We start from the raw sequence: 18,008 nt of genomic DNA on the forward strand, positions 1-18,008 counted from the left end.
AATCCCGGGCAGCGCCCCCACTTGACACCCATGCCCTTGTCCTTGCTGTCCCTTCTGGTTCACGCCTACGTGGCTTGGCGTCTGGTGCCTGCCATGCCCGGCCCCGCGTGGGTACCGGCCCTGTTGGGGGCGGTGTTGGCGGTCTCGGCACTGGTCTTGCCGTGGGGGATGATGGCGCGCAGGGTCAGGCACCCGACCTGGTCCGATGCACTGGCTTGGGCTGGCCTGCTGTTCATGGGTCTGTTTTCGTCGCTGCTGGTGCTGACGGTGTTGCGCGATGTGGCCTTGCTGTTGGCGGCCGGCGTGCAAATGCTGTGGCCCGCTGGGGTGCGCATGGCGGCTTTGCGAAGCCAGTCTGCCGTGGTGGTGCCGGTGGTGGCTGGCCTTGTCACGCTGTGGGGTCTGTTCAACGCACGGCGCCGCGCGGCGGTGGTGAGGGTGGACGTGCCCATCGTTGGCTTGCCCGTGTCACTGCATGGTTTCACCATCGCGCAGATCAGCGATGTCCACGTCGGGCCCACGATCAAAGGGCCGTATCTGCAGGCCATTGTTCACGCGGTCAATGGCCTGCAGGCTGACCTGGTGGCGGTGACCGGTGACCTGGTCGATGGCTCGGTGCGTGATCTGGCGCCGCACGTGGCGCCGCTCGCCAAGTTGGCTTCCAGGCACGGCACCTACTTTGTCACCGGCAACCACGAGTACTACTCGGGCGCGCACGCCTGGGTGGCGGAGTTGCGGCGCCTGGGGATCACGGTGTTGATGAACGAACACGTGGTCTTGCGCCACGGGCCCTTGGCGCTGCAGGCCGAGTTGGTGCTGGCTGGCGTGGCTGATCATGGTGCCCACCACTTCGACCCGACCCACCGCAGTGATCCGCACGCCGCCTTGGCGGGGGCGCCTGCATCTGCGGTGGTCAAGATCCTGCTGGCCCACCAACCGCGCTCGGCCGAAGCGGCGGCCAAGGCGGGCTTTGACCTGCAGTTGTCCGGGCACACCCATGGCGGCCAGTTCTGGCCGTGGAACCTGTTCGTGCCATTGCAGCAGCCCTTCACCGCCGGCCTGCACCGCTGGCAGGAGTTGTGGGTCTACACCAGCCGGGGCACCGGTTATTGGGGGCCGCCCAAGCGTTTTGGTGCGCCGTCCGAGATCACGCACCTGCGCCTCGTGCCGGCCTGATGGCATCAAAGGTGCCGCGGCTCATGAGGCACGCCACAGGCGCAGCCCTTCGATTCCCGTGAACAGGGCCAGGCTCCATCCAAACACCGGCAAGGCCAGGCTCAAAGCCCCGGCCAGCGGCAGCAACCACCACCAGGTTCGGGGCGGCAATTGGCGCAAGGTTTGCCGGTTGACCTGGGGTGCGGCCAAGCCACCACGCGGGCGACGGTGCCACCACATCATCAGGCCCGACACCACCGAGAACACGGCGGCCAGCGCGGTCAGGATGAGCAGCACCTGGTTCCACCAGCCGAATTCTCCCCGGTGAAACGGGATGCCCACGGCAGTGGCTTTGGACAGGGCAGGCAATTGATCCCAGCCACTGCGGAACAAGGTCTGGCCCGAGTAGGCGTCCACCAGACTCGCGAACCTTTTGCCGGGCTGCGATCGGTCGAAGTTCTCCGCGCGCCACAGGCCGTCGACGCCGTTGGGCGGGGTCAACTGAAGGGCGATGTCGGGCGACTGGGCGCGCACCCTGTCGTGAATTTCTTGCCAGCTCAAGGGCGAGCTGCCGGCCAAAGGCTGCGATCGAAGGCCCTGGGGTGCCTTGGGCGTGCCTTGGCCCAGCGCCTGTTGGGCGGCGCGGAAGTTGTCGCCGCTGTGCTGTGCCCAGGTCAGGCCGGTGACCAGCACGGTGAAAGTCACCAGCCCCAAGGCGATGGCGATGCTGGCATGCAGGTCACGCCAGGTGAGGCGCTTGGACACGCCCCGGCGTGGCCAGAAGGCACGCCAGCCAGGGCCGCCCTGCGCTTGCGGCTTGGGCCACCACAAGGCCAGGCCGGTGGCGAACAGCACCAGCATCCAGCTGGCGCCCAGCTCGATCAGCCAACGCCAGCCGTCGCCTTGCAGCGCGCTGGAATGCAGTTTCTTGGACCAGGTCTTGAAGCGTTGCAACTCGGGCAATTGGCCCAGCACCTGTGCGGTGTAGGGGTTGACGTAGACGATGCTGCCGGTGGGCAGGCCGTGGTCGTGCTCACCTTTGGTCTGGTGGTGGGCATGGGCTGCTTGAAGGTAGACCTGTGTGCTGTCGGTGGCGGTGTGGGCTGGCACCACGTAACGCAAGGCCTCGTGCGGGTGATCGGCCGTGGCGGCGGCCACTTGCTGGTCCAGGGGCTTGGGCGCCGTCCCATTGGCAGGCACGGTGACCTGGTCCAGGTCGGCGTACAGCCGGGCCTCGATCTGAGGTGACAGCGCGTAGAGCAGGCCGGTCAGCGCGGCAAAGACGACGATGGGTGCGCTGATCAAGCCGGCCCAGAAGTGGATGCGCCAGAACAGGCGGCGGAGTGTGTGGTTCATGGTCTATGCGTGCTCAAAGCTTGAAGCGAAGTTCGGCGAACAGCGTGCGCCCGGGGTAGGGGTGCGATTGGTAGGCTCGGGCATCCAGCGCATTGTTCACGCCCAGGGCCAGCTCCAATTGCCGTGTCATCTGGTGGCTGCCGCGCAGGTCCAGCTGGTTGACGCTGGAAACGCCGCCGTACACATGGGGGTTGATGTCGAGGTTGTAGACATCGTTGTAGGCGCGGCCTTCGTGGCGGTAGCCGGCGCTGAAGCGCCAATCGGCGTTGAGCTGGTAGCCAGCCTGCACAGTGGCCCGCTCTTTGGGCACGCGCAACCACCACTTGCCGACCGACGTCGGGTCCTTGGCATTGGCCGCGACCTTGGCATGGGTGAAGGCCAGGGTGGTGTCCAGTGACAGGCCACGGATGAACAGGTCTTGCGCTTGCCACGCGAACTCGATGCCCGAGGTCTTGACGCGGTCCACGTTTTGAACGCAGGTGTAGTTCAAGGCCACGGTGTTGGTCTTGCACACTGTGGCGTCGGTGGTGCTCTGCCGCAAGATGGCGTCTTTCACGTCCTCGTGGAACAGCGACACGCGCAGGCGTTGCGCATCCCAGGTTTTTTCGGCGCTCAATTCGACCGCGTCCGATGTTTCGGCTCGGAGGTCGGGGTCGGAAAAAGTGCGCGCCGTGGATGTGACCGTGCCGTTGTACAGCTCTTCAACATTGGGGAAGCGCACGCCGCGTCCGGCGCTGAGCTTGAGGATCAGGTCGTCGCGCACGCTCCAGGCCAGGGCGGCCTTGGGCGAGTGGCCGCGCAAGGTGCGTCGGGGGTAGACCTCGGCTTGGTTGAGGGCGAACTGGCGGCCATCCAAGGCGCGGAACTGCTCTTCGCGCCAGCCGAGGGTCAGCTTCAGGTCGTCTTGCAGGCGCCAGGCGTCTTGGGCATACAAGGCGATCACTTCGGTCTTGCCCCGGTAGTACTGGCTCAAGGTGCCTTCGCCCTGTCGCCAGTTGGTGGTGTCTGCCACCGTGTTGTCCAGCTTGTAAGCATTGCGGTGCAGGCCGAAGGCCAGGGCGTGGCGCCCATCGGTCCAGTCACCGGCGCTGGGCGTCCAGGTGCCTTGCACCTCGAAGGTGTTCCAGCCGGTGCCATCGCGGCGGGTCAGGGTGCCAGAGCTGCCACCGCTGCTGAGTGCCACTGGGTCTGGCTGGCTGGCCTGGCGCGCTTCATCGTTCAGGATGCGGTAGTCGGAGATCACCATCGAGCCGTTCCAGCCGCTGGCATTGCGCGTCTTCACCGTGGCACCGAGTTGCTGGTGGGATTCGTCACGGGTGGAGGGGGCGAATGAAGAATCGACGATCCTGAAGATGTTGCCGTTGTGGCTGACGTCGCCCTTCCAGACGGGGTCGCCGTTGGCATCGCGCAAAAACGTGACGTTGCGGGTCTTTGATTGGTTGCCCCACCAAGAGGCCATCACGCTGCCTTCCACCGTGGGCGTGAAGCGATAGCCCGCCCGCAGGTTCACCGTGTCTTGTACCGTTTGATCGATGGCCCCGGCATTGGCGCCGAAGATGGCGCGTTTCAGGCCTTTGGGGTCGGTGTCGTAGACCACGCCGGTCACGGGGGTCACGGCGGTTGGCGAAGGATTGGTGGGTGGGACGAACACGCCGCTGGCGTTGGCCAACCCAGTGCCATACTGCATCGGCTGCGAGGTCGAATCCTGGTGGTTCACATCACCGCTGAACCACAGGCCCGTGTCCAGCCTTTGTCCCAAATGCAGTGACATCTGCTGGGCGTCGTAGTGGTCCTTGTGCCCATACTGGTCAAAGCTTTGGCGGGCCGCGATCACCCGCCCCGAAACCTCCAGGCCCTTGGGCGCGCGCTGGCTCACAGCCACGGTGGTGCCCATCGAGTTGCCCGGCAGCAATGCCGAATAGGGCCCGTAGAGCATGTCCACGCGTTCGATCGCTTCGGGCGAGATCATGTTCCAGCGCGGCGCGTCAAAGCGGCCCAGGAAGTTCGAGATCAGGTAGCCATCCAGGTAGACCAGCGCGCGCGAAGGCTGCAGGGTGCCGAAGCTGCGGCCGGCCACCAGGGCATTGCGGTCGCCGATGTAGCGCTTGCGCACGGTGGTGTTGGGCTGGTATTGCAGCGCGTCTTCCGGATTGACCAGATTCTGGTCGCGCAGTTGATCGAAGGTTTTAGTGGCGGTGGATCCCGGCAAACCGGCGGGCAGGCCGCTGCGGGCGGTGCCTTTCGATCCAGTGACGACCACAGGGGCCAGTTCGTTATCGGTGGCCACGCCTTGGGCGTGGGCGAGGGGCAGGCAGGTGGCGGCGCAGGCCAGCGCCAAAGCGTGCAATCGCACGTGGAACGGAAACATGTTTGAAACTCCAGGTCGGATCGGGTCGCCCAGCCAAAGCCGGGCGGTGCTCAGGGGCGGATCAGACTGAAGTGGGCGGTGCGCGTGCTTGCGGTGGTGCCCACGCGAACAGGCTGCGTGGGGCGTGCAGGAAAAGGAAGGGCAGCTCGTCGGTGAGCGGCGTGGCCATGGCCATCACCGGCGGCGGTGCTGGCAGCATGGCGGCATCGTGCCCCTGCACCAGGCAGAAAGGGCAGTGCTCACCAGCATGCTCGCCACTGGGCAGGCTGCCATTGGCATCGGCCCGGTCAGAGGTGGTCATGGCGATCAGCTTGTTGCCCGTGCTGGAACACACCTCGACCCAGGTGATGGGCGCATGCGACCAGGCCCGCACGCCATGGGACACCGTGGGCGCGAGCGCGCCCAGCAGGATCGCGCAAAGAGCGATCCAGGCAGTCCAGCGGCGGTGAAGGCGTGAGAAGACCATGGGCCTCAAGTGTACGTGCTGGGGCCCTGGAAGCCGTCGGCGCGGTAGGTCAGCACCAGGGTGTCCCGCCAGCCGTGTTCGCCCAAGGGCTGGATGGGGGTGGATTCGTGGATCACGCGGGCGTCGTCCAGCAGCAGCACGCTCCACGGCTCGTTCAAGGTGAAACGCACGCCGTGCGGGCCATCGGCTTCGAAGACACGTGTTTCACCCCCCTTGACCTGGTGGCGCCCGACCATCACGACCGCCACGAAATCCACGCCATCGCGGTGGGCGCCCTCAGGGGTGGGGCGGCCGATGCCGCCAGCGGTGTCCACGCGGAACTGGTGCGCCTCAATGAACCACCGGGCGACCGGCTTGGTGGCATTGAACTGCTGGCCCAGCAAGGTCAACAAATGGCGCCAGGCGGGATGTTGGCTGAGCTCGGCGTCGACGGGTTCGAACCAGCGTTCAAAGCCGCCGTGCAGCGCGTTATAGGTCACGGGTTGCCAGTGGGCGCGGTGAGGAGCCTGGGTCAGCGTGCCGTCAATGTTGTCCAGCACATAGCAGCTGTGGCGGCGAAAGCGGTAGTGGCCGCCATCGCGCAAGTGGGTGTCGGCAGGCAGCTGGTTCCAGGTGGCGCGCAAGGGCTCCAGCTCGGGCTCGCTCACGTTCAAGGCGGGCAGCAGGTCGGCGGGGCTCAGCAAGGCCCAGCCTTGGCTTTGCAATTGGGCGGGCAGTTCCGCAGGAGAGGTGGGCTTGACGGCGTTCATGCGCCAATGGTCGCATGTTTGCGAGGGGCTCAGCTCAGGCAAAGGCGCTGAAGCGCTCGTCGCGGCACCAGGCCCACAGGCGCAACTGGCCTGCTTGCGCTGCATCAATGGCCAGCGAGGTGGGCGCCGACACGGTGGCCAGCAAGGGCACGCCCGCGCGGATGCATTTGTGCACCAACTCGTGGCTCGCGCGGCTGGTCATCAGCACCCAGCCTTCGTCGATGGCTGCGCCAGACCGCGCCAGGTGGCCCAGCAGTTTGTCGAGCGCGTTGTGCCGGCCGACGTCTTCGAACACTTGCCGCAACTGTCCTTGTGGTGAGACCCAGGCGGCCGCGTGCAGAGCGCCGGTCAAGGCGTTGAGGACTTGCCGGCCGGGCAGTTCAAGCAAGGCTGCGTGCACGGCACACTGGGCTTGGACATCGTTGGTGCGCCACTCCGTGAGCCAGTCCGGGACGGACCAGTTGGCCGGCCGGGCGGGTGCCTGTGCCCATTGCTGCAAGCTCTCCATGCCGCACACACCGCAACCCGTGCGCCCCGACATCTGGCGGCGGCGCTCTTGAAGCTTTGCAAAACTGCGCGTGGCCACTTCAAGCCGCACTTCCCAACCCAGCGAGGTGTGCACCACGTCAATGCCATAGCACTGAGCCACCTCGTCCAACAGGCCTTCGCTCAGCGCAAAGCCCAGGCCCAGCTCGGCCAGGTTCAAAGGCGTGGCCATCATCACCACGTGCGACACACCATTGAACAGCAAGGCCACGGGGGCCTCCACGGCCACGGCTTCGTCGCCTGCCGTGGTGGCCGCATCCGGGCCGAACCGCAGCACTGGCCGCTCACACCAGCCGGACTTGCTCAAGCTCATGCGCGCGGGCCTGGCTGTGCCGGGCTTTCAGGCAGGCCGCAGTGGTCGGCGGGTTCGCCCACTGGGGCCTGGCTGGCCGTGAGCCGCACCGGGATGTACTTGGAGGTGGGCGTGCCCGCGCCTTCGGCCACGCTGTGCAGTGGTACCAGCGGGTTGGTCTCGGGGTAGTAGGCGGCCAGGCAGCCGCGGGGGATGTCATAGGCCACCAGCTTGAACTGCGGCGCGCTGCGGTCAATGCCATCGTCGCTGATGGTGTGCAGATCAACCCAGTCACCCGCCTTGAAGCCCAGGGCCTGGAGGTCATCGGCATGGATGAAGACCACGCGGCGTTGCCCCCACACGCCCCGGTAGCGGTCGTCCAGGCCATACAGCGTGGTGTTGTACTGGTCGTGCGAGCGCATGGTGGCCAGCGTGAACACCGTGGCCATCGGGTTTTGCCGGCGGGAACGGTGCACCACGGTGTCTTGTGAAATGGGGTGGGCATGGAACTGGGCCTTGCCCGATGCCGTGGCCCACACGCGTTCACTGGCGGTGTTGCGCAAACGGAAACCGCCGGGTGTGCGCACGCGTTGGTTGAAGCCCGCAAACTCATCCAGCGTGGCCTCGATGCGTTCGCGGATGCGGTCGTAGTCTTCCACCATCCATTGCCAGCGTTGCCGGCTGCCCAACGTGGCCTCGGCCAGGCGGGCCACGATGGCCGGCTCGGACAGCAGGTGCTCGCTGGCCGGGGCATTGGTGCCATGCGACAGGTGAACCATGCTCATCGAGTCTTCCACCGTCACGCTTTGCGGCCCACCGGTTTGCTCGTCGGCCTCGGTGCGGCCCAGGCAGGGCAGGATCAGCGCGGCGCGGCCATGCACCACGTGGCTGCGGTTCAGTTTGGTGGACACCTGCACGGTCAGCTCGCAGCGGCGCAGCGCGGCCCAGGTGCGCGGCGTGTCGGGCGTGGCGGCCGCGAAGTTGCCGCCCATGCCAAAGAAGACCTTGGCGCGGCCATCGGCCATGGCCGCGATGGTTTCGACCGTGTCAAAGCCCTGCGCGCGCGGTGGCTTGAAGCCCAGCACCTGCTCCATGCGGTCGAGGAAAGCCGCGCTGGGTTTTTCATAAATGCCCATGGTGCGGTCACCCTGCACATTGCTGTGGCCACGCACCGGGCAGGCCCCCGCGCCCGGCTTGCCGATGTGCCCGCCCACCAGCAAGAGGTTGCTCAGCATCTGGATGGTGCCCACGGCGTGAGGGTGCTGGGTGATGCCCATGCCCCAACACACGATGAGGCTTTTGGCACGGCGCACCACGTTTGCCGCCTCAAGCAGCTGGCCGCGGCTCAAGCCGGATTCGCGTTCGATCAAGGCCCAGTCCTCGGCCCGCAGGTCGGTGACCAAGGTGCCAAAGCCGGTGGTGTGCTCGGCGATGAAGGCATGGTCCAGCACCGGCGGTGTGCCGTACAGGCGCGCTTCGTCATCCCAGGTCAGCAACTGCTTGAGCAGGCCCTTGACCACGGCCAGGTCGCCCCCGATGCGCGGCTGGTAGTACTGCGAACTGATGCGCGTGGAGCCGCCGGTCGTCATCTCGATCGCGCTTTGCGGATCGGCGAAGCGCTCAAGGCCCCGCTCGCGCAAGGGGTTGAAGCTGACGATGCGAGCACCGCGCTTGGACGCTGCGCGCAACTCGGCCAGCATGCGTGGGTGGTTGGTGCCCGGGTTCTGGCCGAAGATGAGGATGGTGTCGGCCAGCGTGAAGTCGTCCAGCGTGACCGTGCCCTTGCCCACGCCGATGCTGCCTTTCAAGCCCACGCCGCTGGGCTCGTGGCACATGTTGGAGCAATCCGGGAAGTTGTTGGTGCCGTATTCGCGCACGAACCACTGGTACAAGAACGCGGCCTCGTTGCTGGTGCGGCCCGAGGTGTAGAACACCGCCTGGTTGGGGTCGGGCAGGGCCTTCAGATGCCGCGCGATCTGCTCGAACGCGGCATCCCATTCGATGGGCAGGTAGCGGTCACTGGCCGGGTCGTAGGCCATGGGGTGCGTCAACCGGCCCAGGCCTTCCAGGAAATAGTCGGACTGCGCGGCCAGTTCGCGCACGGTGTACTGGGCCAGCCTCTCAGGTGTGCACCGGCGCGCGGTGGCCTCGGCCGCCACGGCCTTGGCGCCGTTCTCGCAGAACTCGAACGATGATCCGTGGTTGCGGTCGGGCCAGGCGCAGCCGGGGCAATCGAAACCATCCGGCTGGTTGGCATGCAGCAAGGTGCGCGCTCCCTTGGCCGGGATGCCTTGCTCTTTCAGTTGGTGCGCCACGCTGCGCAAGGCACCCCAACCGCCCGCGGGGTAGGGGTAGACGTCGATCTTCTGGTCGCTCATGACCGGGGCATGCTTTCAGGAAGGTTAGTTGCGCGCCCTCACACGGCCATTGACGACCGACACCTTGGCGCCCACCGCGTGTTGGGTGTTCAAGGTGTATTCATGAACCGTGCCATTGCCCATGCGCACCTTGGTGACGTAGACGGTGTGCTTCTTCACGTTCTTCTCGACCTCGTGCCCGGCAAAGCCACCGGCCACGGCGCCGCCCACGGTCAAGATGGTGTTGCCATTGCCTTTGCCCAGTTGGTTGCCGACCAGGCCGCCCAGCACCGCGCCACCCACGGCGCCCACGCCCGAGCCTTCGCCCTTGACCTGGCGAGCCGTGACCGATGTGACTTCACCGCAGGTGGCGGGCGTGCATTGCACGGCATTGGAGGTGGCCGCGTGCGCGCGCAGGCCGATGCCCAATCCGCCCACGAGCAGGGCGGCGCCCACCAGCCAGCCGAGGGTACGGGCCACGCGGCGCTGGTCGGGCAAGGTTTTGGTTTTCAGGACAGTGTTCATGCTGGTCTCCTCAGGTGAAAGGGCAGTTTAGACCTCACTGGCCAAGCGCGCTTGAACAGGGTTGGCACCCATCAGTCCTTGGGGATGGGGCGCGGCCGGCCTTCGCTGTCCGTGGCCACGTAGGTGACCTTGGCCTCGGTCACCTTGACCAGGTGCGGATCGGATGGCCGGCGCTCGGCCCAGACCTCGACGTGCACGCTGACCGAGGTCGTGCCAATGCGGTCGACGCGGGCATAGAAGGACAGCAGGTCGCCCACCGACACGGCCGAGCGGAACACGAATTCGTTCACCGCCACCGTGGCGATGCGGCCTTTGGCGATGCGCGCCGGCAGCAGGCAACCCGCCAAGTCCACCTGCGACATGATCCAACCGCCAAAGATGTCGCCGTTGCCGTTGGCATCGCGGGGCATGGGCATCACGCGCATGACCAGTTCCATGTCGGGCGAGAGGTCGGGTGGGGTCAGGAGGGTATTGCGGGGGGAGGCAGCAGTCATGGGGAATCCGGTCGACAATCGACGTCACAGCACATAAGTAGAAACCATTGTTCCAGAATGCGACGCACCCCGACCGCCACGGCCCCTGAAAATCCACCTTCCGGCACAGAAATCAAGCGTTCCGATTGGGCCACGCTGTCGCGCCTGTGGCCCTATTTGTGGGCTTACAAGGGCCGCGTGGTGCTGGCGCTGGGCTTCATGGTGGGCGCCAAGCTGGCCAACGTGGGCGTGCCGCTGCTGCTCAAAACCCTGATTGACCGGCTGGCCCCCAGCGCGGGCAGTGCGCAGGCCATGATGGTGGTGCCGCTGGGCTTGCTGCTGGCTTATGGCTTGTTGCGCTTGTCCACCTCACTCTTCACCGAGTTGCGTGAACTGGTGTTCGCCAAGGCCACTGAAGGCGCGGCGCGGCGCATCTCGCTGCAGGTCTTCGCGCACCTGCATGCCTTGAGCTTGCGCTTCCACCTGGAGCGCCAAACCGGCGGCATGACCCGCGACATCGAGCGCGGCACCCGCGCCGTGCATTCGCTGATCTCCTACTCGTTGTACAGCATCATCCCCACGTTGATCGAGGTGGTGTTGGTGCTCACCTTGCTGGCCACCAAGTTCGACGTGGCCTTTGCCTGGATCACCTTGGTGGCGCTGGTGATCTACGTGACCTTCACTGTGACGGTGACGCACTGGCGCACGCGTTTCAGGCGCGAGATGAACGAGCTGGACTCGAAAGCGCACACGCGCGCCATCGACTCGCTGCTGAACTTCGAGACCGTGAAATACTTCAACAACGAGGCGTTCGAGACACGCCGCTACGACGAAAGCCTGGACCGCTTGCGCAGCGTGGCCGTGAAGGCGCAGCGCAGCTTGTCGTTCTTGAATGCGGGACAGCAAACCATCATCGCGACCGGCCTGATCGTGATGCTGTGGCGCGCCACCGAAGGGGTGGTTGCAGGGCGCATGACGGTGGGCGACCTGGTGATGGTCAACGCCTTCATGATCCAGCTCTACATCCCGCTCAATTTCCTGGGTGTGATCTACCGCGAGATCAAGCAATCGCTCACCGACCTGGACAAGATGTTCAACCTGATGGAGCGCGAGCGCGAAGTGGCCGATGCGCCCGATGCCAAGCCGCTGCTGCTCAAAGGGCCGCCTTCGGTGCGGTTCGACCACGTCAACTTTGCCTACGATGCCAACCGGCCCATCCTGCACGACCTGAGCTTCGAGATCCCCGCGGGGCAGACGGTGGCGGTGGTGGGGCCCTCGGGCTCGGGCAAGTCCACCTTGGCGCGTCTGCTCTACCGCTTCTATGACATCCAGCCGGGCCAGGGCCGCATCTCGGTCAATGGCCACGATGTGCGTGGCCTGACGCAAGACAGCTTGCGCCGCAGCATCGGCATCGTGCCGCAAGACACCGTGCTCTTCAACGACACGGTCGCCTACAACATCGCTTATGGCCGGCCCGAAGCCACGCGCGAAGAGGTCGAAGCCGCCGCGCGTTCGGCGCGCATCCACGACTTCATCGCCAATGTGCCCAAGGGTTACGAAACCATCGTGGGGGAACGTGGTTTGAAATTATCGGGTGGCGAAAAGCAGCGCGTGGCCATTGCCCGCACGCTGTTGAAAGATCCGCCCATCCTGGTGTTCGATGAGGCCACGTCGGCACTTGATTCGGCCAATGAGCGTGCCATCCAGGCCGAACTCGCGGCCGTGGCGCAAGGCAAAACGGTGCTGATCATCGCGCACCGTTTGTCCACCATCGTGCATGCCCACGAGATCCTGGTGATGGAAGCCGGGCGCATCATCGAGCGCGGCACACACGCGCATTTATCAGCGGCCAACGGGCGATACGCGCAAATGTGGCGCTTGCAGCAAAGCGAGCAGCATGCCGATCTAGGGGGGTGAAACCGCCTGCAAAAGGCTTGCTGAAATTGCCACCCCGACGCTATACTCTGCCTCCTTTTTAAGCAGCCCTGGCCGCCACTGCAACGTCGCAAGCGCCGGGGCTGCGTCGTCTTGTCTGGCCCTGCGGTTCCACGCCACTTCAATGCACATTGGTCCCATTTCCCTGCCGAATCGCCTCTTCGTGGCCCCCATGGCAGGGGTCACGGACCGGCCGTTCCGCCAGCTGTGCAAGCGGCTGGGCGCGGGTTACGCCGTGAGCGAAATGGTGACCAGCCGCAAGGAATTGTGGAACACGCTCAAGACCTCGCGCCGCGCCAACCACGAGGGCGAGACTGCACCCATCGCCGTGCAGATCGCCGGCACCGAGCCGGGCATGATGGCCGAGGCCGCCGCTTACAACATCGACCGTGGCGCCCAGATCATCGACATCAACATGGGTTGCCCGGCCAAGAAGGTGTGCAACAAATGGGCGGGCTCGGCCTTGATGCAGGACGAAGCCCTGGCGTTGCAGATCGTGGAAGCCGTGGTGGCCGCCAGCGCGCCACATGGCGTGCCCGTGACCCTGAAAATGCGCACCGGCTGGTCGGCCCAGAACAAGAACGCCGAGCGCATTGCCCGTGCCGCCGAAAGCGCGGGCATCGCCATGCTGACCGTGCACGGCCGCACCCGCGAGCAAGGCTACAAAGGCCTGGCCGAGTACGACACCATCGCCGCCGTCAAGGCTGCGGTGGCCGTGCCGGTGGTGGCCAACGGCGACATCACCAGCCCCGAAAAAGCGCTGGAAGTGCTGCGCTACACCGGCGCCGACGCCATCATGGTGGGCCGCGCCGCGCAAGGCCGCCCCTGGATCTTCGGTGACATTGCACACTTTCTGGCCACCGGTGAGCACCGTGCCCAGCCCTTGACCGAACAGGTCAAACAATGGCTGCTGGAGCACCTGGACGACCACTACGGCCTGTATGGCGAATTCATCGGCGTGCGCACCGCGCGCAAGCACATCGGCTGGGCTGTGCGCGCCTTGCCCGGTGGCGAGGCCTTCCGCGACCACATGAACACCCTGGACGTCTGTTCGGCCCAAGTGCAGGCCGTGACGGATTTTTTTGACCAGCTGAGCCTGAGCCACCGTCGCTTGCCGACCTTGGCCACCGCGCTCGGCGAAGACGATGACGACGCCACGCTGCCGGCCGAACAACCGGCGCTGTGCATGGCGAACTGAAGCACCATGAGCAAGAAGAACATCCAAGACTGCATCAAAGACAACCTGGAAGGCTACTTCCATGACCTGCGGGGCGCCGAGCCCTTCGCCGTGTACGACATGGTCGTCAACGCGGTGGAGCGGCCCATGCTCGAAGTGGTGATGCAACGCGCCGAGGGCAACCAGTCGCGCGCCGCCGAATGGCTGGGCATCAACCGCAACACCCTGCGCCGCAAGTTGATCGAGCACAAGCTCATCAAGTGAACTCGTTCCCATTTTTCCCTTTTGATCTTTTGACCTGAACCACCCCATGAGCCAAAACCTCACCGCGCTGTTGTCCGTGTCCGACAAGACCGGCATTGTTGAATTCGCGCAAGCGCTGCACGCCCAAGGCGTCAAGCTGTTGTCCACCGGCGGCACCGCCAAGCTGCTGGCCGACAAGGGCCTGCCGGTGACGGAGGTGTCTGAGGTGACCGGCTTCCCCGAGATGCTCGACGGCCGCGTCAAGACCCTGCACCCGCGCGTGCACGGTGGCCTGCTGGCCCGCCGCGATTTGCCCGAGCACATGGCGGCGTTGAAGGAACACGGCATCAACACCATCGACATCCTGGTGGTCAACCTGTATCCCTTCGCACAAGCCACGGCCAAGGCCGATTGCACGCTGGAAAACGCCATCGAGAACATCGACATTGGCGGCCCCACCATGCTGCGCGCCGCCGCCAAGAACTGGCAGGACGTGGCCGTGATCATCGACCCGGTCGACTACACGCAAGTGCTGTCCGAACTGAAGGGCCAAGGCCTGACCCGTTCCACCAAGTTCATGCTGGCCAAGAAGGTGTTCGCGCACACCGCCGCTTACGACGGCATGATCACCAACTACCTGACCGCCCTGGAAGCCGGCAGCGAGTTGAAGACCGAAGCCGTTCCGGTGCGCGAGGCTTACCCTGCCGTCTACAACCTGCAATTGCAGAAGGTGCAGGGCATGCGCTACGGCGAGAACCCACACCAGTCGGCCGCGTTCTACCGCGAAGCCCAGCCGGTTGAAGGCACGCTGTCGCAATGGACGCAGATCCAGGGCAAGGAACTGAGCTTCAACAACATCGCCGATGCCGATGCGGCCTGGGAATGCGTGAAGGCCTTTGAAGAATGCGCCTGCGTCATCGTCAAGCACGCCAACCCCTGCGGCGTGGCCGTGGGCGCCACGCCTTTGGAGGCTTACCAAAAGGCCCTGAAGACCGACCCCACCAGCGCCTTCGGCGGCATCATGGCCTTCAACCGCCCCATCGACGCCGACGTGGTCGAGGCCATCAACGCCAACAAGCAGTTCGTGGAAGTGGCCATCGCCCCGGCCATCACGCCCGCGGCCCGCGCGGCCTATGCCGGCAAGCAGAACGTGCGTTTGCTGGAAGTGCCCATCAGCAAGCTGAGCAATGCGCTGGACTTCAAGCGCGTGGGCGGCGGCATGCTGCTGCAATCGGCCGACAACATCGACCTGGTCGGTGACGTCAAGGTGGTGAGCGAAGTCAAGCCCACCGAGCAGCAGATGAAGGACATGCGCTTTGCCTGGACCGTGGCCCGCTTCGTCAAGAGCAATGCCATCGTGTTCTGCAAGGATGGCATGACCATGGGCGTGGGTGCCGGCCAGATGAGCCGTTTGGACTCGGCCCGCATCGCCTCGATCAAGGCCGGTCACGCTGGCTTGACCCTGCAAGGCTCTGCCGTGGCCTCGGATGCGTTCTTCCCCTTCCGAGATGGCCTGGACGTGGTGGTGGACGCGGGCGCGACCTGCGTGATCCACCCTGGTGGCAGCATGCGCGATGACGAAGTGATCGCGGCGGCCAACGAGCGTGGCATTGCGATGGTGTTCACGGGCACGCGCCACTTCCGCCATTGATGGTGATGGGGGAATCGGTCTGAGGACCGATGCGATGAGCAAACCGGCCTTTGTGCCGGTTTTTTCTTTTGGGGTGCGCGATATACTTCGCATGCGAAATAAATGCGCATGCACCCATCATGGCTCAACGTCCTCGCCTCGTCTTCTTGCTCAACAGTGCGCAGCGCCGCCTGCAACAGTGGATCGGCCTGCAACAGGCCGAGGCCTCGCGTGATGGCATCACGGCGCCCACGCCTGCCCAGGGTGGCGTGCTGTTCTGCCTGGCCCGTGAAGACGGCGCCACCATGGGGCAATTGGCTGAGACCCTGGACCTGGCCCCGTCGGCCGTCTCGGGCCTGATCCAGCGCATGGAAGCTTTGGATTGGGTGGCCCGCCACCCCTGCCCGCAGGACGGCCGCACCCAGCGCGTGTGGCTGCGCCCCGCCGGGCTGGCCCAGCAACAGCCATTACGCGAGGCCATGGCCCGCATCAATGCTCGGCTCACCAAGGGCTTCACCGAGACCGAGCTGCAGACCGTGGCGCGCTGGTTGACGCATGTGCAGCACCTTGACTCGGGACCCCACCATGACTGAACAGACCACCGCTTCCAGCCCGACGGAGGGCGCTGCGGAGCGCGTCCAGATCACCTGCGCCGATGGCGCGCGCCTGCAGGGTCACTTCCTGCCCGCCAGTGGTGGCACGCCGGGCCTGCCGGTGCTCTTGTGTCCGGCCACCGGCGTGCGCCAGCACTTCTATTTGCGCTTTGCCACCTGGCTGGCGCAGCAGGGGCACGACGTGCTGGTGTTTGACTACCGGGGCATTGGCCTGTCCTTGCACGGCCCTTTGCGCGCCAGCAAGGCCAGGCTGCAGGACTGGGGTCAGCTGGACCAGGTGGCCGCGCTCGATTGGCTGCTGCACCGCACGGCCTGCGAGCAGGTGCTGATGCTGGGCCACAGCGCGGGCGGCCAGATGATCGGCTTGTTGCCCAACCACGGCAAGGTGGCGCGGCTGGTGGGCGTGTCGGCCTCCACCGGTTGGTTCAGCGGCATGCGCCTGGGCTTTCGGCTCAAGGCCCGTTTCGGCCTGCGCGTGGCCATGCCTTTGAGCATCCTGTTCAAGGGCTATGGCGTGTCATCGGTGCTTGGACTTGGCGAGAACCTGCCTGCGGGGGTTGCCCGCCAATGGGGGCAATGGTGTGCGGCGGGCGGTTATGCCACCAACGCCATCCGCCGACAGCCCGAGCGCGACTTCCACGCCCAGGTGCGCACGCCCATGACGGTGCTGCACGCGGCCGACGATGACATCGCCACACCCGCCACCGTGGCCGACTTGCTGCGCACCTTCCCGGCGGCGCACAAGCAGGCGCTGAGCATCAAGCCTGCACAGCATGGCTTGAAGAGCATTGGGCACATTGATTGGTTTCGGACTTCGCACCAGGTGCTGTGGCCGGTGATGGCGGGGGCTTTGCGCGGATGACGTGAGGATTTGGATGATGCTGTGGTTTTGAGATGCTCAATGTGAATGACAAATACAGCATAGGGACAGCCTTCAATCGTTAGGGCAAGCAGTCGCTGAGTTGAGTCGGGATCGCGGCCTCACTCAGAAGCAGCTTGGCGAGCTCAGTGGCCTGGCTCAGTCCACCATTGCCCGGTTTGAGACCGGCAGCGTCGCTGAGTTTGGCGCTCGCAAATTGCTTCGCCTTCTCGAGATTCTGGGGCATGAGCTGGCGTTCAAACCCAAGAGCGCCAGCTTCACCCTTGACGATGCTTTGGCCGAGCGGCTGCGGCTCGAAGCTGCTGTGGGCAAGGAACCAAAGTGGAGCAGAGATCTGTGAAGCTGCACGTCTATGTTCACGACAAGCCCGTCGCCACTTTGGAGTCGGATCGATGGCTTTCGGCATGTGATGACCTATCACCCGGACGTCTCGGCCGAGCAGTTTGTCTCCCTGCTGATGCCCGTGCGCACGGAGTCCTATGTCTACCCAGAACTCCATCCCTTGTTTCGGATGAACCTGCGCGAAGGTTTCCTGCTGTCGATCCTTCAGTAGCAACTCGGCCCGCATGTCGGGGCGTCTCCATCACGGTCTACGACGACTATGCGAAGAACCCTCCGGGCATGGCCGTTGAGGGGCGGGCCACCTGGACGCCAGGTAAAGCGCTGGAGCGCTTTCTGCAGACGCGATGCAACCTGGCGCCAGCTCAGACGCTTGAGCGCGTTGAACGAATTTGCGAGGCCATCGTGCAGGTCACGCCACAGGTTGTTGAAGCAACGCGGCAACACCCGTCGTTCGTGGAGACGGGCAAGCGGATGCTGCATGCCTGGAACGACGGGATGAACAGCCTGCGCCTTCAAAAGACGTGGAGTCTGCCCAGCTTGGACGCGCCCATCGCTGCGGCCAAGTTTTCTGACCCGCTTCCCATCAAGGGGCGAAAGGCCGAGAAGATCGGTCGGTCGCCGCTGTTGGGGTAGCGCTTAGAGCATGGCTTGAAGAGCATTGGTACGTTGATGGGTTTCGGGTTCGGGCTTCGCACCAGGTGTTGTGGCCGGTGGATGTGTTGGTCAGCAGCGTTGATGCGTGAGCGGGCTCGGCCAGGGGGCATGCCAGAGCCCTATCGTGGGTGTCTGGTCAAGGCTGGAGGCGGTCGCAAAGCAGGTACCGTCTGCATGACCGCGTCCTTGAAAACCATCTGAACACCCCCCGCGAAAGGTCATGCCCGGATCCCTGCAACTAAGGGG

The 18,008-nt window shown here is 65.1% G+C and carries 18 protein-coding genes; 10 read left to right on the forward strand and 8 right to left on the reverse strand.

What is annotated here, in order from left to right; genetic code table 11:
- The first annotated feature begins 30 nt into the window (after positions 1-30).
- The gene (locus LQ232_RS00830; protein WP_230177594.1) at positions 31-1,176 is read left to right on the forward strand and encodes a metallophosphoesterase; all 1,146 of its coding nucleotides are present in this window, start codon (positions 31-33) and stop codon (positions 1,174-1,176) included.
- Between the two features lie 21 nt (positions 1,177-1,197).
- Here LQ232_RS00830 and LQ232_RS00835 read toward each other — a convergent pair whose 3' ends face one another.
- The 8 genes from LQ232_RS00835 to LQ232_RS00870 all read right to left on the reverse strand — a co-directional run bounded on the left by LQ232_RS00835 (position 1,198) and on the right by LQ232_RS00870 (position 10,308).
- Positions 1,198-2,511, reverse strand: a complete 1,314-nt coding sequence (locus LQ232_RS00835) for a PepSY domain-containing protein (RefSeq protein ID WP_230177597.1) — start codon at positions 2,509-2,511, stop codon at positions 1,198-1,200.
- A gap of 13 nt (positions 2,512-2,524) precedes the next feature.
- Positions 2,525-4,879, reverse strand: a complete 2,355-nt coding sequence (locus LQ232_RS00840) for a TonB-dependent receptor (protein WP_230177605.1) — start codon at positions 4,877-4,879, stop codon at positions 2,525-2,527.
- Between the two features lie 61 nt (positions 4,880-4,940).
- Positions 4,941-5,345, reverse strand: a complete 405-nt coding sequence (locus LQ232_RS00845) for a DUF2946 domain-containing protein (protein ID WP_230177614.1) — start codon at positions 5,343-5,345, stop codon at positions 4,941-4,943.
- 5 nt (positions 5,346-5,350) lie between these two features.
- Positions 5,351-6,094, reverse strand: coding sequence for a 2OG-Fe dioxygenase family protein (locus tag LQ232_RS00850; RefSeq protein ID WP_230177616.1), 744 nt, complete (start codon positions 6,092-6,094; stop codon positions 5,351-5,353).
- Between the two features lie 34 nt (positions 6,095-6,128).
- Entirely contained in the window at positions 6,129-6,953 is an 825-nt protein-coding gene (fdhD, locus tag LQ232_RS00855; RefSeq protein WP_230177619.1) for a formate dehydrogenase accessory sulfurtransferase FdhD, read from the reverse strand.
- Positions 6,950-9,310, reverse strand: a complete 2,361-nt coding sequence (locus LQ232_RS00860) for an FdhF/YdeP family oxidoreductase (protein WP_230177636.1) — start codon at positions 9,308-9,310, stop codon at positions 6,950-6,952. Before LQ232_RS00860 ends, fdhD begins: the two co-directional genes overlap by 4 nt.
- A gap of 24 nt (positions 9,311-9,334) precedes the next feature.
- A complete protein-coding gene (locus LQ232_RS00865) occupies positions 9,335-9,814 on the reverse strand; it encodes a glycine zipper 2TM domain-containing protein (protein WP_230177638.1) in 480 nt (159 codons plus the stop codon).
- A 71-nt stretch (positions 9,815-9,885) separates the two neighbouring features.
- Positions 9,886-10,308 carry an acyl-CoA thioesterase gene (locus LQ232_RS00870; RefSeq protein WP_230177640.1) on the reverse strand — a complete coding sequence of 141 codons (423 nt, stop codon included), beginning with the start codon at positions 10,306-10,308 and terminating at the stop codon, positions 9,886-9,888.
- Between the two features lie 57 nt (positions 10,309-10,365).
- Here LQ232_RS00870 and LQ232_RS00875 point away from each other — a divergent pair, with 57 nt between their 5' ends.
- From LQ232_RS00875 to LQ232_RS00915, 9 genes are all read left to right on the forward strand, one after another.
- Entirely contained in the window at positions 10,366-12,204 is a 1,839-nt protein-coding gene (locus LQ232_RS00875) for an ABC transporter ATP-binding protein/permease (RefSeq protein WP_230177642.1), read from the forward strand.
- Positions 12,205-12,346: 142 nt separating this feature from the next.
- The gene (gene dusB / locus LQ232_RS00880; protein ID WP_230177644.1) at positions 12,347-13,420 is read left to right on the forward strand and encodes a tRNA dihydrouridine synthase DusB; all 1,074 of its coding nucleotides are present in this window, start codon (positions 12,347-12,349) and stop codon (positions 13,418-13,420) included.
- A gap of 6 nt (positions 13,421-13,426) precedes the next feature.
- Positions 13,427-13,663, forward strand: coding sequence for a Fis family transcriptional regulator (locus tag LQ232_RS00885; protein WP_230177647.1), 237 nt, complete (start codon positions 13,427-13,429; stop codon positions 13,661-13,663).
- Between the two features lie 46 nt (positions 13,664-13,709).
- Positions 13,710-15,293, forward strand: coding sequence for a bifunctional phosphoribosylaminoimidazolecarboxamide formyltransferase/IMP cyclohydrolase (gene purH, locus LQ232_RS00890; RefSeq protein WP_230177649.1), 1,584 nt, complete (start codon positions 13,710-13,712; stop codon positions 15,291-15,293).
- A gap of 119 nt (positions 15,294-15,412) precedes the next feature.
- Positions 15,413-15,865, forward strand: a complete 453-nt coding sequence (locus tag LQ232_RS00895) for a MarR family winged helix-turn-helix transcriptional regulator (RefSeq protein ID WP_230177650.1) — start codon at positions 15,413-15,415, stop codon at positions 15,863-15,865.
- On the forward strand, positions 15,858-16,748 hold the full coding sequence (locus tag LQ232_RS00900; RefSeq protein ID WP_230177653.1) for an alpha/beta fold hydrolase: 891 nt from the start codon (positions 15,858-15,860) through the stop codon (positions 16,746-16,748). The genes LQ232_RS00895 and LQ232_RS00900 overlap by 8 nt, the downstream gene beginning before the upstream one ends.
- A gap of 100 nt (positions 16,749-16,848) precedes the next feature.
- On the forward strand, positions 16,849-17,106 hold the full coding sequence (locus tag LQ232_RS23630; RefSeq protein ID WP_371820048.1) for a helix-turn-helix domain-containing protein: 258 nt from the start codon (positions 16,849-16,851) through the stop codon (positions 17,104-17,106).
- A gap of 69 nt (positions 17,107-17,175) precedes the next feature.
- Positions 17,176-17,319 (forward strand): hypothetical protein, encoded by a 144-nt coding sequence (locus LQ232_RS00910; RefSeq protein WP_230177656.1) that lies wholly within the window; start codon positions 17,176-17,178, stop codon positions 17,317-17,319.
- A gap of 68 nt (positions 17,320-17,387) precedes the next feature.
- Positions 17,388-17,741: a hypothetical protein gene (locus LQ232_RS00915; protein ID WP_230177658.1), complete on the forward strand. Its 354-nt coding sequence runs from the start codon at positions 17,388-17,390 to the stop codon at positions 17,739-17,741.
- The last annotated feature ends 267 nt before the right edge of the window (positions 17,742-18,008 follow it).

Source organism: Aquabacterium sp. CECT 9606 (genome assembly GCF_918741295.1).
GTDB lineage: Bacteria > Pseudomonadota > Gammaproteobacteria > Burkholderiales > Burkholderiaceae_C > Aquabacterium.

Excerpts from the sequence above, each read along its gene's own strand:
- LQ232_RS00860 (WP_230177636.1), bottom strand. The coding sequence starts at position 9,310 with ATGAGCGACCAGAAGATCGACGTCTACCCCTACCCCGCGGGCGGTTGG.
- LQ232_RS00830 (WP_230177594.1), top strand. The coding sequence starts at position 31 with ATGCCCTTGTCCTTGCTGTCCCTTCTGGTTCACGCCTACGTGGCTTGG.
- LQ232_RS00915 (WP_230177658.1), top strand. The coding sequence starts at position 17,388 with ATGGCCGTTGAGGGGCGGGCCACCTGGACGCCAGGTAAAGCGCTGGAG.
- LQ232_RS00910 (WP_230177656.1), top strand. The coding sequence starts at position 17,176 with ATGACCTATCACCCGGACGTCTCGGCCGAGCAGTTTGTCTCCCTGCTG.
- LQ232_RS00850 (WP_230177616.1), bottom strand. The coding sequence starts at position 6,094 with ATGAACGCCGTCAAGCCCACCTCTCCTGCGGAACTGCCCGCCCAATTG.
- LQ232_RS00900 (WP_230177653.1), top strand. The coding sequence starts at position 15,858 with ATGACTGAACAGACCACCGCTTCCAGCCCGACGGAGGGCGCTGCGGAG.
- LQ232_RS00835 (WP_230177597.1), bottom strand. The coding sequence starts at position 2,511 with ATGAACCACACACTCCGCCGCCTGTTCTGGCGCATCCACTTCTGGGCC.
- LQ232_RS00865 (WP_230177638.1), bottom strand. The coding sequence starts at position 9,814 with ATGAACACTGTCCTGAAAACCAAAACCTTGCCCGACCAGCGCCGCGTG.
- dusB (WP_230177644.1), top strand. The coding sequence starts at position 12,347 with ATGCACATTGGTCCCATTTCCCTGCCGAATCGCCTCTTCGTGGCCCCC.
- purH (WP_230177649.1), top strand. The coding sequence starts at position 13,710 with ATGAGCCAAAACCTCACCGCGCTGTTGTCCGTGTCCGACAAGACCGGC.
- LQ232_RS00870 (WP_230177640.1), bottom strand. The coding sequence starts at position 10,308 with ATGACTGCTGCCTCCCCCCGCAATACCCTCCTGACCCCACCCGACCTC.
- LQ232_RS00885 (WP_230177647.1), top strand. The coding sequence starts at position 13,427 with ATGAGCAAGAAGAACATCCAAGACTGCATCAAAGACAACCTGGAAGGC.
- fdhD (WP_230177619.1), bottom strand. The coding sequence starts at position 6,953 with ATGAGCTTGAGCAAGTCCGGCTGGTGTGAGCGGCCAGTGCTGCGGTTC.
- LQ232_RS00845 (WP_230177614.1), bottom strand. The coding sequence starts at position 5,345 with ATGGTCTTCTCACGCCTTCACCGCCGCTGGACTGCCTGGATCGCTCTT.
- LQ232_RS00840 (WP_230177605.1), bottom strand. The coding sequence starts at position 4,879 with ATGTTTCCGTTCCACGTGCGATTGCACGCTTTGGCGCTGGCCTGCGCC.
- LQ232_RS00895 (WP_230177650.1), top strand. The coding sequence starts at position 15,413 with ATGGCTCAACGTCCTCGCCTCGTCTTCTTGCTCAACAGTGCGCAGCGC.
- LQ232_RS00875 (WP_230177642.1), top strand. The coding sequence starts at position 10,366 with ATGCGACGCACCCCGACCGCCACGGCCCCTGAAAATCCACCTTCCGGC.